Here is a 13,617-nt window from a genome sequence, read left to right on the forward strand (position 1 = left end):
ATTTTTTTAAACAAACGATCATCCTCTGACTTAAGGGAGGGGCAACGGGTGGAAAATATCCATGACTTATGGGATCACGTGCTCGCGGAGATTGAACAAAAAATCAGCAAGCCGAGCTTTGAAACTTGGCTCAAGTCAACAAAAGCCCACTCTTTACGAGGTGACACGCTCGTCATCGTAGCCCCGAACGAGTTTGCTAGAGATTGGCTTGATTCTCGCTACTCTCATTTGATTGCGGAAACGATCTACACCATCACGGGCGAAGAATTGGCCGTCAAGTTTATCATTCCGCCAAATCAGGATGATGAAGAACTAGAGTTCCAGTCATCTAAGAAAAAGCAACGGAAACCGTATGAAGAGACAAACGATTTCCCACAAAGCATGTTAAATCCGAAATACACGTTCGATACGTTTGTCATCGGCTCCGGCAACCGGTTCGCCCATGCCGCTTCACTGGCGGTCGCTGAGGCTCCGGCCAAAGCATACAACCCCTTGTTTATCTATGGCGGCGTCGGACTTGGAAAAACACACTTAATGCACGCGATCGGCCATTACGTGATTGAACATAACCCATCGGCGAAAGTGGTCTATTTATCTTCAGAGAAATTTACGAATGAGTTTATTAACGCCATCCGAGACAACCGCCCTGACGACTTTCGCAACAAGTATCGGAACGTTGACGTCCTACTGATCGATGATATTCAGTTTTTGGCCGGAAAAGAACAAACGCAAGAAGAATTTTTCCATACGTTTAATACGCTGCACGAGGAGAGCAAGCAAATCGTCATCTCAAGCGATCGACCGCCGAAAGAAATCCCAACACTCGAAGACCGCTTGCGTTCGCGCTTTGAGTGGGGGCTCATCACCGACATTACGCCGCCTGATTTGGAGACGCGGATCGCTATCCTCCGCAAAAAGGCGAAGGCGGAGGGGTTTGACATTCCAAACGAGGTAATGCTTTATATCGCCAATCAAATTGACTCGAACATCCGCGAGCTTGAGGGCGCTCTCATTCGCGTCGTCGCTTATTCGTCGCTCATCAACAAAGAGATCACCGCTGACTTGGCAGCAGAGGCATTGAAAGACATCATCCCGAGCGCAAAGCCGAAGGTAATCACGATTCAAGACATTCAGCGCGTTGTTGGACAGCATTTCAACATCAAGATGGAAGATTTTAAAGCAAAAAAGCGAACAAAATCGGTCGCGTTCCCTCGGCAAATTGCCATGTATCTCTCCCGCGAACTGACCGACTGTTCGTTGCCGAAAATCGGCGATGAATTTGGGGGACGCGATCATACAACCGTCATCCACGCCCATGAAAAAATATCAAAGCTTTTGCAAACCGATACGCAGCTGCAAAGGCATATACAAGAGATTCAAGAAAAGCTGAAGCAACTGTGAACAACTGTCTCGGTTTTATGCACAGCTTATCCACATGTGGACAGGCTGTGCTTGCTTCGCTTTTTTTGTTTATCCACATACTAACAAGCCATACGACTAGTACTACGGTTTTTGTTTTTATATTTTCATAATTTATTTCCGACGATCTAAAGAAACGGGGAGGAACAGCAACGTGAACATTTCCATTGACCGCGAAGCGTTGGCCAAGAGCGTCCAAGACGTGATGAAAGCCGTATCGACAAGAACGACGATTCCGATTTTGACCGGAATCAAACTAACAGCAACCGCCTCGGGAGTAACGCTGACCGGAAGCGATTCCGACATTTCAATTGAATCGTTTATTCCGCTTGAAAAAGAAGGCAAGTTGCTCGTTGATGTGAAAAGACCGGGGAGCATCGTACTGCAGGCGCGCTTTTTCTCTGAAATCGTGAAAAAACTGCCGCAACAAACGGTGGAAATCGAAAGGGAAGACAACTTTTTGACGATCATCCGCTCGGGGCACTCAGAATTCCGCCTCAATGGGCTAAACGCCGACGAATATCCGCGCCTGCCGCAAATTGAAGAAGAAAACGTGTTTCAAATCCCGGCTGATTTATTGAAAACCGTGATTCGGCAAACGGTGTTCGCCGTTTCTACATCGGAAACGCGCCCAATCTTGACAGGTGTCAACTGGAAAGTTGAACATGGCGAGCTTGTCTGCACAGCGACCGACAGTCATCGCTTAGCCATGCGCAAAGTGAAAATTGAGTCGGAAAATGAAGTATCATACAACGTCGTCATCCCTGGAAAAAGTCTTAATGAGCTCAGCAAAATTTTGGATGACGGCAACCACCCGGTGGACATCGTCATGACAGCCAATCAAGTGCTATTTAAGGCCGAGCACCTTCTCTTCTTTTCCCGGCTGCTTGACGGCAACTATCCGGAGACGGCCCGCTTGATTCCAACAGAAAGCAAAACGACCATGATCGTCAATGCAAAAGAGTTTCTGCAGGCAATCGACCGAGCGTCCTTGCTTGCTCGAGAAGGAAGGAACAACGTTGTGAAACTGACGACGCTTCCTGGAGGAATGCTCGAAATTTCTTCGATTTCTCCGGAGATCGGGAAAGTGACGGAGCAGCTGCAAACGGAGTCTCTTGAAGGGGAAGAGTTGAACATTTCGTTCAGCGCGAAATATATGATGGACGCGTTGCGGGCGCTTGATGGAACAGACATTCAAATCAGCTTCACTGGGGCCATGCGGCCGTTCCTGTTGCGCCCGCTTCATACCGATTCGATGCTTCAGCTCATTTTGCCGGTGAGAACATATTGACCCACCGCCCTCCTATTGGCGAAAACCATTCAGCGTCAAGGGCAAAAGCCGCCCGACAACGCTGCTTTTTCTCAAGTCCGATGAGAAGGCGGGCAACATCTATGCCCATCCTTCCCATCGGCTTTCTTTGCGAGTGGGCGGATTTTCCGGTAAAATACTGTAGATGAGCAAATTCACTAACATAAATTGACAACCAAACAAAAAAGGAGACATGAACCGGACTCCTTGGGTAAAATAGATGTGCTCAAAACCCATTCACACAAGGAGGTTCATGTCTCATGAATAGATTAGCACATCACCAAGGAATCCACAAGTTTTTCTTCACTTTGGGGTTGACGCTGCAGCTTTCCAAACCGGTCATCAAGCATCTCATTCATATCGTCGATGCCTTGACCACCAAGGGATTCTCGGGAACATTGACCGATATTCATCACTGGAGCTTTCATCCGAATCATCGAACGACGCTCAGTCACTTTTTCACGAAAAGCCCTTGGGATGAGGAAAGGCTGCTTGGGAAGCTTCAAGAGTGGATCCTCCGCCGAATCGAGCGCCTGGTCGAGCGAAAGAATCAGCCTCTTTTTGTCTCGATTGATGATACGATTTGCCAAAAAACGAAGCCTTCGTCACGGGCAACGCACGCCATTCAAGGGTGCGACTGGCACTACTCGCATAAAGATCATCAATCGGTTTGGGGGCATTCGCTCGTTTGGCTGATGGTGCACACCTTGACACAAGCGTTTCCGTTTGCGTTCCGCCTGTATGACAAGAAAGCGGGAAAAAGCAAGATCGACCTGGCCATCGAGATGCTTTCTTCGCTCAAAGTGAAGCGGGCTCAGCCGGTGTATGTGCTCATGGATTCGTGGTATCCGTCCAAAAAGCTCATTGAAGCCTGCTTGAAACAGGGATTCCATGTCATCGCCATGCTCAAGACGAACCGGATTCTCTACCCGAAAGGCATCGCCATCCAAGCCAAGCAGTTCGCCCGCTATGTCGAGTCCGAAGACACCCGCCTCGTCACGGTGGGGAAGGAGCGTTACCGCGTGTATCGCTATGAGGGGGCGATCCATGGCCTCGATGACGCGGTGGTGCTGCTGGCTTGGAAGGCGGATCAGCCGATGGCGCCGGAACATCTCCATGTCGTCTTGAGCACCGATCGGGAGCTGAGCGACGAAGACATCTTGCGTTACTATGCTCAGCGTTGGACGATCGAGTGCTTTTTCCGGCAGGCGAAAGATCAACTGAAGCTTGATGGATACCGCGTTCGCCACATTCGGGCGGTGAAACGGTATTGGGCGGTGGTGCTGTTGGCCTGCGTGTATAGCATCGCCGAATCCCGACAAAACCTCTCCGCCGGGCTGGAGCTTCTTCGGTCGCGGAAAGACCACAGCGTCGTCGAGTTCATTTATGACGCTGCGAAGCAAGATATTCCCATTGATGTGATCAAAAAACAGCTCCGTATCGCGTAAGGGGTACCCTGTTTGTCTCTCTAATCATGGAAATTATTGTAATGAAAAATGCTCATCTACAGTAAAATAAAAGAATAGGCAGTTTGAAGGAAAGCGAGCGATGACACGGATGGAACAACGGGTGACGATTACAACGGAAACGATTACGCTGGGGCAGCTTTTGAAACTTGTGCGATTGATCGATACTGGCGGTGCGGCCAAATGGTTTTTGCAGGAACATCACGTGCTTGTCAATGGAGAACGGGAAAACCGGCGCGGGCGAAAGCTGAGAGACGGCGACCGGATCGACATTGAACCGTTTGGCACGTTCGTCGTCGTAAAAGCGGAGTAGGTGAAGGTTCGGTGTTTTTGACCAACTTAACGTTGACGAATTACCGGAATTATGAGTATGAAACGCTGAATTTCGGCGAGGGCGTGAACGTCATCTTAGGAGAAAATGCCCAAGGAAAGACGAACATGATGGAGGCCATTTATGTTTTGGCTATGGCGAAGTCGCACCGCACGTCCAACGATAAAGACCTTATCCGTTGGAATGAAGAGTATGCTAAAATAGAAGGAAGAGCGGAAAAACGAAGCGGGTCGTTAACGCTTGAGTTGCTTATTTCAAAAAAAGGAAAAAAAGCAAGATGCAACCATATTGAACAGCAACGGCTCAGCCAATACGTCGGCCATTTGAATGTCGTCATGTTCGCTCCCGAAGACTTGAATTTAGTCAAGGGAAGTCCGCAAGTGCGGCGCCGATTTGTCGATATGGAAATCGGACAAGTGTCGCCTGTGTATATACATGATTTGAGCCAATACCAAAAGCTGCTGCAACAACGCAATCATTACTTAAAAATGATGCAGGCGCGCGAGCGGAGCGATGAGGCGGTTCTTGATGTGTTAACTGAGCAGCTTGTATTGCTGGCGGCCAAAATTACGCTGCGGCGCCGCCAGTTTTTGTCGCTGCTTGAGCAATGGGCGATGCCAATCCACTATGAAATCAGCCGCGGCGCCGAACAGCTTTGCATCCGATACGAACCGTCGGTCGACGTATCAGAAAAGGCGGAATTGTCGAGAATAGTAGAAGCATACAGTGAAACGTTCGCCGCCATGAGGGAACGGGAAGTTCTGCGGGGAACAACGTTGGTCGGCCCGCATCGCGATGACATCGCGTTTTTCGTGAATGGAAAAAACGTGCAAACTTTCGGTTCCCAGGGGCAACAACGTACAACCGCGCTAGCGGTCAAGCTGGCAGAACTTGAGCTCATCTTTTCCGAGTTAGGCGATTACCCCATTTTATTGCTGGATGATGTGTTGTCAGAACTTGATGACTTTCGGCAAACCCACCTCCTTGATGCCATCCGGAAAAAAGTGCAAACTTTTGTCACAACAACAAGCATTGACGGCATTAAGCACGATATCATTCAAGAAGCGGCCATTTATCGAGTCCATTCTGGTTCGGTAACCGCTCCTTCTTGACCGCGAGACCGTTGAACGTTTGCAAAGAAAGCGTAGGTGATCAGGCATGACAATGGAACAACGGGTTGAGCAGACGTACGATGCAAGCCAAATCCAAGTGCTTGAAGGCCTTGAAGCGGTCCGCAAGCGCCCGGGGATGTACATCGGCTCGACGGGGCCGAAAGGACTGCACCATCTCGTTTGGGAAATCGTCGACAACAGCATCGACGAGGCGTTGGCGGGCTATTGCACAAACATCGATGTGACGATCGGCAAAGACAACAGCATCACCGTCGCCGACAACGGGCGTGGCATTCCGGTTGACATTCACGAGGCGACCGGGCGTCCCGCCGTCGAAGTCATTATGACCGTCCTTCATGCCGGTGGGAAATTTGGCGGAGGGGGCTATAAAGTGTCCGGCGGCTTGCACGGCGTTGGCGCTTCGGTCGTCAACGCCTTATCGGAATGGCTTGAAGTGTATGTCTATCGGGATGGAAAAATCCATTACCAGCGGTACGAGCGCGGAGAACCGTGCACCGACTTGCAAGTCATCGGCGAGACAGACCGGACCGGAACGACGACCCGTTTTAAGCCGGACCCGGAAATTTTCACTGAGACGACCGAATTTGACTATGAAACGCTGGCCACTCGGTTGCGTGAGCTCGCCTTTCTAAATCGCGGCTTAAAAATCACGCTGACGGACGAACGGGTTGACAGCCGAAAAAACGAATATGTTTACGAAGGCGGCATTCGTTCATACGTCCGTCATTTGAACCGAACACGAGAAGTGCTGCACGAAGAGCCAATTTATATCGCTGGCGAGCGTGACGGCATTGCCGTAGAAATCGCCTTGCAGTACAACGACGGCTATACGAGCAATATTTATTCGTTTGTCAACAACATTCATACGCATGAAGGCGGCACACATGAATCTGGCTTTAAAATGGCGCTGACGCGCATTATCAATGATTACGCTCGCAAGCAGCAAATTTTTAAAGAAAACGACGCGAATTTGACTGGCGAAGATGTGCGCGAAGGGCTGACGGCCATCGTGTCGATCAAGCATCCATCGCCGCAGTTTGAAGGGCAAACGAAAACGAAGCTCGGCAACAGCGATGCGCGCACGGTGACCGACGCTGTCTTTTCCGAACAATTTGAAACGTTTTTGCTTGAAAATCCGACGATTGCCCGAAAAATCGTCGAAAAAGGAATGATGGCGGCGCGGGCGCGGCTGGCGGCGAAAAAAGCGCGCGAACTGACGCGGCGCAAAAGTGCGCTTGAAATTTCCAATTTGCCGGGCAAACTGGCTGACTGTTCGTCAAGAGACCCGTCGATCAGCGAGCTGTACGTCGTCGAGGGCGATTCGGCCGGCGGCTCCGCGAAACAAGGGCGCGACCGCCATTTCCAAGCGATTTTGCCGCTGCGCGGGAAAATCCTTAACGTGGAAAAAGCGCGCTTGGACAAAATTTTGTCGAACAATGAGGTGCGGGCGATTATTACCGCCCTTGGCACGGGCATTGGCGAAGAGTTTGACATCTCAAAGGCGCGTTACCATAAGGTCATCATCATGACCGACGCCGATGTTGACGGGGCCCATATTCGTACGCTTCTTTTAACATTTTTTTACCGTTATATGCGGGAATTGATTGAACACGGCTACATTTATATCGCTCAGCCGCCGCTGTATAAAATCGAGCAGGGAAAACAGGTGCGTTATGCTTACAACGACCGCCAGCTTGAGAAAATCCTTGCCGAGCTGCCGGACCAGCCAAAACCGACGATTCAACGCTATAAAGGACTGGGCGAAATGAATCCGGAGCAACTTTGGGAAACGACGATGAATCCGGAAACGAGAACGTTGCTGCAAGTGAGCTTGCAAGACGCCATTGACGCAGATGAAACGTTTGAAATTTTAATGGGCGATAAAGTTGAGCCGCGCCGCCAGTTCATCGAAGAAAATGCCCGTTATGTGAAAAACTTGGACATTTAGGATAAAAAAAGAGGGAATCAGCCGCCCTCCTCGCTTCACCTTGCCGACGGGGACACCCGGCGCGCGAGCGAAGCGGCGCCCGCCGTCCGTCCGCGTCCGCCTGGCCGGGCGGTCCGGACTGGAGGAGGTTTCAAAGGGAGGTTTGAACGAATGGCAGAACACGAACAACCGCGCATCCGCGAAGTGAACATCAGCCAGGAAATGCGTTCTTCGTTTCTTGACTATGCGATGAGCGTCATCGTTTCGCGCGCCCTGCCGGACGTGCGCGACGGGCTGAAGCCGGTGCATCGCCGCATTTTATATGCCATGCACGACCTCGGCATGACTGCCGATAAACCGTATAAAAAGTCGGCTCGCATCGTCGGCGAAGTGATCGGGAAATATCATCCGCACGGGGATGCCGCCGTGTATGACACGATGGTGCGCATGGCGCAAGATTTCAACTACCGCTACATGCTTGTCGACGGACATGGCAACTTCGGATCGATTGACGGCGACGCGGCAGCAGCGATGCGCTACACGGAAGCGCGCATGTCGAAAATCGCCATGGAGCTTTTGCGCGATATCAACAAAGACACGATCGACTATCAAGACAACTATGACGGTTCGGAAAAAGAACCGGTCGTGCTGCCGTCCCGGTTTCCTAATTTGCTTGTCAACGGTTCATCCGGCATCGCTGTCGGAATGGCGACGAACATTCCGCCGCACCAGCTTGGCGAAGTGATTGATGCCTTGTTGGCATTAAGCCAAAATCCGGAGATGACGGTTGCCGATTTGATGGAATACATCCCAGGACCTGACTTTCCAACCGCTGGACAAATTATCGGCCGCAGCGGCATCCGCAAGGCGTACGAAACGGGTCGCGGCTCCATTACATTGCGCGCCAAGGCCGAAATCGAGCAGCAGCCAAACGGCAAGGAAACGATCATTGTGACCGAGCTCCCTTACCAAGTAAACAAGGCGAAACTGATCGAGCGGATCGCCGAACTTGTGCGCGACAAAAAAATTGACGGCATCACCGACTTGCGCGACGAGTCGGATCGGAGCGGCATGCGCATCGTTATCGAAGTGCGGCGCGATGCCAACGCGAAGGTTGTGTTGAACAATTTGTACAAACATACGGCATTGCAAACGAGTTTTGGCATCAACATGCTTGCTTTGGTAAACGGCGAGCCGAAAGTGCTGAACTTAAAAGAGTGTTTGGAGCATTATTTAAACCATCAAAAAACCGTCATCCGCCGGCGGACGGCGTTTGAGCTGAAAAAAGCCGAGGCGCGTGCTCACATTCTGGAAGGGTTGCGCATCGCCCTTGACCATTTGGATGAAGTGATCGACCTCATCCGCCGCTCACAGACAACGGAGGCGGCGCGCGAAGGGCTGATGGCGCGGTTCTCACTCAGTGAACGGCAAGCGCAGGCGATTTTGGATATGCGCCTGCAACGGTTAACCGGCCTTGAGCGGGAAAAAATCGAACAAGAATACCAAGACCTTGTCCGTCTGATCGCAGAACTGAGAGGCGTATTGGCCGACGAAGAGAAAGTATTGCAAATCATTCGCGATGAACTGAGCGAAATTAAGGAGCGGTTCAACGATGAGCGGCGCACGGAAATCGTTTCAGGAGCCGTTGAGCAGTTCGATGACGAGGATTTAATTCCACAAGAGCATGTCGTCATCACGCTTACTCATAAAGGCTACATCAAGCGCTTGCCTTTATCGACGTACCGGAGCCAAAAACGCGGCGGACGGGGCGTGCAAGGCATGCATACGGCGGAAGACGATTTTGTCGAACATTTGCTCATTACGTCGACTCATGACACCGTGCTGTTTTTCACGAATAAAGGGAAAGTATATCAGGCAAAAGGCTACGAGATTCCGGAATTCGGCCGCACAGCCAAAGGGCTGCCGATCATCAACTTGCTTGAGCTCGATAAAGATGAGTGGATCAACGCCATGATTCCGATTGAAAGCGAGTTTAGCGATGAACGCTACCTCGTGTTTGCGACAAAGCAAGGAATTGCCAAACGTTCCCCGCTTTCAGCGTTCGCCCATATTCGCAACAACGGGCTTATCGCCATCCATTTGCGCGAAGGGGATGAACTGATTTCTGTCCGGCTGACGGATGGCAAAAAGCATTTGATCATCGGTACGAAAAACGGCATGCTCATCCGTTTTCCGGAAACCGACGTGCGGGCGATGGGCCGCAGCGCGACTGGAGTCAAAGCGATCACGCTTGATGACGGGGATGAAGTAGTTGGCATGGAAATTTTAGAAGACCATCATGATGTGCTTGTCGTCACGAAAAAAGGGTTCGGCAAGCGCACTCCGGCCTCGGAATACCGCGTGCAAAGCCGCGGGGGCAAAGGATTGAAAACGTGCAACGTCACGGATAAAAACGGTCCTGTCGTTGCGGTGACAACCGTCGTCGGCAATGAAGACGTCATGGTGATCACGACCGGCGGCGTGCTCATTCGCATTGCCGTCAGCGATATTTCTCGGACGGGAAGAATCGCCCAAGGCGTTAAGCTCATTCGCCTCTCTGGCGAAGATGGGCATGAGTGCGTCGCTACGGTGGCGAAAGTGCCTGAGGAAGAAAGGGACGAGGAATAAAGAAGAAGATCATTCAGCCTAACGGAAACGGCGCTTCGCCTATAGGCGCGGGGCGTCGTTTTTCTGTTTCAAAAGCCTGCCATCGCGGCCAAAATCATGTTACGATAGAAATACAGAGAAAAAAAAGACAAAGGGGGCACTAATCGATGGTCCGTGTGAAACGCTCCCAGCTTCGCGAAGGATGCGTGCTCGCTGAAGATGTGCTCGGCAAGACGAAACGTCCAATTATACCGAAAAACACCGTGATCACGAAACCGTTGCTACTCGTACTTGAAAAATTCCTCGTTGAGGAAGTGGACGTTGAACCATTGCTTGCTAACGGTGAACCATTTCCCAACGTCGATTCCGCATCAACGGCTGCTGCCAAACAGCCGATGGCCTTCTACTTAGAGGCGGTCCAACGATACAAAACATGGTTTCAATCGTGGCAAGCCGGTTTGCCGGTTGATATCGGCGAAATCAGAGGGGTCATCATTTCGCTTTTTGAACGAATGGCGGGCCAAAAACGGGAGTTGCTTATGTTGCATCATTACGCAACAAAGGACGAATATTTGCACCATCATGCCGTCAGCGTCGGGCTGCTCGCGGGCTTTTTGGCCATGCAGCTTGGATACAGCGAAGGGGAATGCCACCAAATCGCCCTTGCCGGTGTGCTAGCAGACTGTGGCATGGCGAAAGTAAGTAAGAGAATTTTGACAAATCCGTCAGCGCTCACTGAAGCCGAGTTCAATGAAGTAAAGCAGCACCCTGTCTTCAGCTACCGCATGGTGCAAAAAATCCCTGCGCTAAACCATGGGGCAAAACTTGCCGTGTTGCAGCATCATGAACGAAATGACGGCAGCGGCTACCCGCTCGGAGTAAAAGCAGAAAGAATTCACCCTTACAGCCAGATCGTCGCCGTCGCTGATGTCTACCATGCCATGACTTCAGAACGGTTATACCGTCGCAAACAGTCGCCGTTTCGGGCCATTGAAACGATGCAAAGGGAGCAGTTCGGCAAACTGAGTACAGAAGCTGTCGCCGCGCTGGTGAACAATCTCATCGGCCTACAAACAGGAGCTGTCGTCAAACTCTCCAACGGCGAAATGGCTGAAGTGATGTTTATTCCTTCGGACGAGCCAGCCCGGCCGATCGTCAAGATCATCGAAACTGGACAGTTGCTGTCACTAAGCGTTCAGCGGGACATATATATCGAGGAAATGGTGCAAGGTTGATCAGTGTCAGTTCCAAAAAAATACTATTGCCTAAACAACATCCACATGATACAATCAACATTGCTTGTGACGGTAAAGAAATAAAAAAGTTGTTGACTTTTCGTTGTCCATGGGTTATTATTTAATAGCTGTCATCATTAAGGGACAGCGAAAAAGCTCCTTGAAAACTAAACAAAACGCAAGCGTCATAAGAAAAGCGGAGGCGCCGTAATTTCGCCTAAAGGCAGCCCGCGTCCTGCGGGCAACGGCGAAATATCGCCATCCTGGCGATCTCGAAGCCAAATGTTCTTCACCTCGAGGGGTGCTTGCACCCCGAGGTAGAAGGTGATTTGGCAGAAGAGAGCGAGGCGCCGAAGCTGGACAATCCGAAAAGCCAATCAACTTTCTTTTGGAGAGTTTGATCCTGGCTCAGGACGAACGCTGGCGGCGTGCCTAATACATGCAAGTCGAGCGGACCGGATCGGAGCTTGCTCTGGTTTGGTCAGCGGCGGACGGGTGAGTAACACGTGGGCAACCTGCCCGCAAGACCGGGATAACTCCGGGAAACCGGAGCTAATACCGGATAACACCGAAGACCGCATGGTCTTTGGTTGAAAGGCGGCCTTTGGCTGTCACTTGCGGATGGGCCCGCGGCGCATTAGCTAGTTGGTGAGGTAACGGCTCACCAAGGCGACGATGCGTAGCCGGCCTGAGAGGGTGACCGGCCACACTGGGACTGAGACACGGCCCAGACTCCTACGGGAGGCAGCAGTAGGGAATCTTCCGCAATGGGCGAAAGCCTGACGGAGCGACGCCGCGTGAGCGAAGAAGGCCTTCGGGTCGTAAAGCTCTGTTGTGAGGGACGAAGGGGCGCCGTTCGAAGAGGGCGGCGCGGTGACGGTACCTCACGAGGAAGCCCCGGCTAACTACGTGCCAGCAGCCGCGGTAATACGTAGGGGGCGAGCGTTGTCCGGAATTATTGGGCGTAAAGCGCGCGCAGGCGGTCCCTTAAGTCTGATGTGAAAGCCCACGGCTCAACCATGGAGGGTCATTGGAAACTGGGGGACTTGAGTGCAGGAGAGGAGAGCGGAATTCCACGTGTAGCGGTGAAATGCGTAGAGATGTGGAGGAACACCAGTGGCGAAGGCGGCTCTCTGGCCTGCAACTGACGCTGAGGCGCGAAAGCGTGGGGAGCAAACAGGATTAGATACCCTGGTAGTCCACGCCGTAAACGATGAGTGCTAAGTGTTAGAGGGGTCACACCCTTTAGTGCTGCAGCTAACGCGATAAGCACTCCGCCTGGGGAGTACGGCCGCAAGGCTGAAACTCAAAGGAATTGACGGGGGCCCGCACAAGCGGTGGAGCATGTGGTTTAATTCGAAGCAACGCGAAGAACCTTACCAGGTCTTGACATCCCCTGACAACCCAAGAGATTGGGCGTTCCCCCTTCGGGGGGACAGGGTGACAGGTGGTGCATGGTTGTCGTCAGCTCGTGTCGTGAGATGTTGGGTTAAGTCCCGCAACGAGCGCAACCCTCGCCTCTAGTTGCCAGCATTCAGTTGGGCACTCTAGAGGGACTGCCGGCGACAAGTCGGAGGAAGGTGGGGATGACGTCAAATCATCATGCCCCTTATGACCTGGGCTACACACGTGCTACAATGGGCGGTACAAAGGGCTGCGAACCCGCGAGGGGGAGCGAATCCCAAAAAGCCGCTCTCAGTTCGGATTGCAGGCTGCAACTCGCCTGCATGAAGCCGGAATCGCTAGTAATCGCGGATCAGCATGCCGCGGTGAATACGTTCCCGGGCCTTGTACACACCGCCCGTCACACCACGAGAGCTTGCAACACCCGAAGTCGGTGAGGCAACCCGCAAGGGAGCCAGCCGCCGAAGGTGGGGCAAGTGATTGGGGTGAAGTCGTAACAAGGTAGCCGTACCGGAAGGTGCGGCTGGATCACCTCCTTTCTAAGGAGAAAAGCGGAGGCCGCCCGCCTATCGGCGAGGTGCGCTGGAGGGCCTGCGAGCGGGCTTAGCCCGCCGCAGCAGGACCGAAGCGTCGCGAGCCGATGGCGGCCGGAGCTAGACAGGGAGAAAAGCGAAGGCGAGCGTTTCGCCGCGATGGGCAAATGTTCTTCGCCTAGAGGGATTTACAATCCCGAAGGCGAAGGTTATTTGACCCCGAGCGGCGGCGAGCCGGAGCTAGACAGAATTT

At 52.1% G+C, this 13,617-nt stretch carries 8 protein-coding genes and 1 rRNA gene; all 9 read left to right on the forward strand.

Translation table 11 applies throughout. The features are described 5' to 3' along the window. Positions 1–48: 48 nt before the first annotated feature. The 9 genes from dnaA to GYMC52_RS00050 all read left to right on the forward strand — a co-directional run bounded on the left by dnaA (position 49) and on the right by GYMC52_RS00050 (position 13,370). Positions 49–1,401: a chromosomal replication initiator protein DnaA gene (gene dnaA, locus GYMC52_RS00010; RefSeq protein WP_012820416.1), complete on the forward strand. Its 1,353-nt coding sequence runs from the start codon at positions 49–51 to the stop codon at positions 1,399–1,401. Positions 1,402–1,573: 172 nt separating this feature from the next. Continuing rightward, on the forward strand, positions 1,574–2,710 hold the full coding sequence (gene dnaN / locus GYMC52_RS00015; RefSeq protein WP_012820417.1) for a DNA polymerase III subunit beta: 1,137 nt from the start codon (positions 1,574–1,576) through the stop codon (positions 2,708–2,710). 278 nt (positions 2,711–2,988) lie between these two features. Then, complete coding sequence (locus GYMC52_RS00020; RefSeq protein WP_012820547.1) at positions 2,989–4,176, forward strand: IS701 family transposase; 1,188 nt, start codon at positions 2,989–2,991, stop codon at positions 4,174–4,176. Positions 4,177–4,276: 100 nt separating this feature from the next. Then, a complete protein-coding gene (yaaA, locus tag GYMC52_RS00025) occupies positions 4,277–4,507 on the forward strand; it encodes a S4 domain-containing protein YaaA (RefSeq protein ID WP_012820418.1) in 231 nt (76 codons plus the stop codon). 11 nt (positions 4,508–4,518) lie between these two features. Further along, on the forward strand, positions 4,519–5,637 hold the full coding sequence (recF, locus tag GYMC52_RS00030) for a DNA replication/repair protein RecF (protein ID WP_012820419.1): 1,119 nt from the start codon (positions 4,519–4,521) through the stop codon (positions 5,635–5,637). A gap of 46 nt (positions 5,638–5,683) precedes the next feature. Continuing rightward, positions 5,684–7,606, forward strand: coding sequence for a DNA topoisomerase (ATP-hydrolyzing) subunit B (gene gyrB, locus GYMC52_RS00035; RefSeq protein WP_012820420.1), 1,923 nt, complete (start codon positions 5,684–5,686; stop codon positions 7,604–7,606). Between the two features lie 150 nt (positions 7,607–7,756). Further along, the gene (gene gyrA / locus GYMC52_RS00040; protein WP_011229522.1) at positions 7,757–10,213 is read left to right on the forward strand and encodes a DNA gyrase subunit A; all 2,457 of its coding nucleotides are present in this window, start codon (positions 7,757–7,759) and stop codon (positions 10,211–10,213) included. Positions 10,214–10,359: 146 nt separating this feature from the next. Continuing rightward, a complete protein-coding gene (locus GYMC52_RS00045; RefSeq protein WP_012820421.1) occupies positions 10,360–11,427 on the forward strand; it encodes an HD-GYP domain-containing protein in 1,068 nt (355 codons plus the stop codon). Positions 11,428–11,812: 385 nt separating this feature from the next. Then, positions 11,813–13,370, forward strand: a 16S ribosomal RNA gene (locus GYMC52_RS00050). The last annotated feature ends 247 nt before the right edge of the window (positions 13,371–13,617 follow it).

The sequence above is a fragment of the Geobacillus sp. Y412MC52 genome (genome assembly GCF_000174795.2).
Classification (GTDB): domain Bacteria; phylum Bacillota; class Bacilli; order Bacillales; family Anoxybacillaceae; genus Geobacillus; species Geobacillus thermoleovorans.

What these genes read in the sequence shown, in the direction of transcription:
- gyrA (WP_011229522.1), top strand. Translation starts at nt 7,757, where the DNA reads ATGGCAGAACACGAACAACCGCGCATCCGCGAAGTGAACATCAGCCAG.
- GYMC52_RS00020 (WP_012820547.1), top strand. Translation starts at nt 2,989, where the DNA reads ATGAATAGATTAGCACATCACCAAGGAATCCACAAGTTTTTCTTCACT.
- GYMC52_RS00045 (WP_012820421.1), top strand. Translation starts at nt 10,360, where the DNA reads ATGGTCCGTGTGAAACGCTCCCAGCTTCGCGAAGGATGCGTGCTCGCT.
- yaaA (WP_012820418.1), top strand. Translation starts at nt 4,277, where the DNA reads ATGACACGGATGGAACAACGGGTGACGATTACAACGGAAACGATTACG.
- gyrB (WP_012820420.1), top strand. Translation starts at nt 5,684, where the DNA reads ATGACAATGGAACAACGGGTTGAGCAGACGTACGATGCAAGCCAAATC.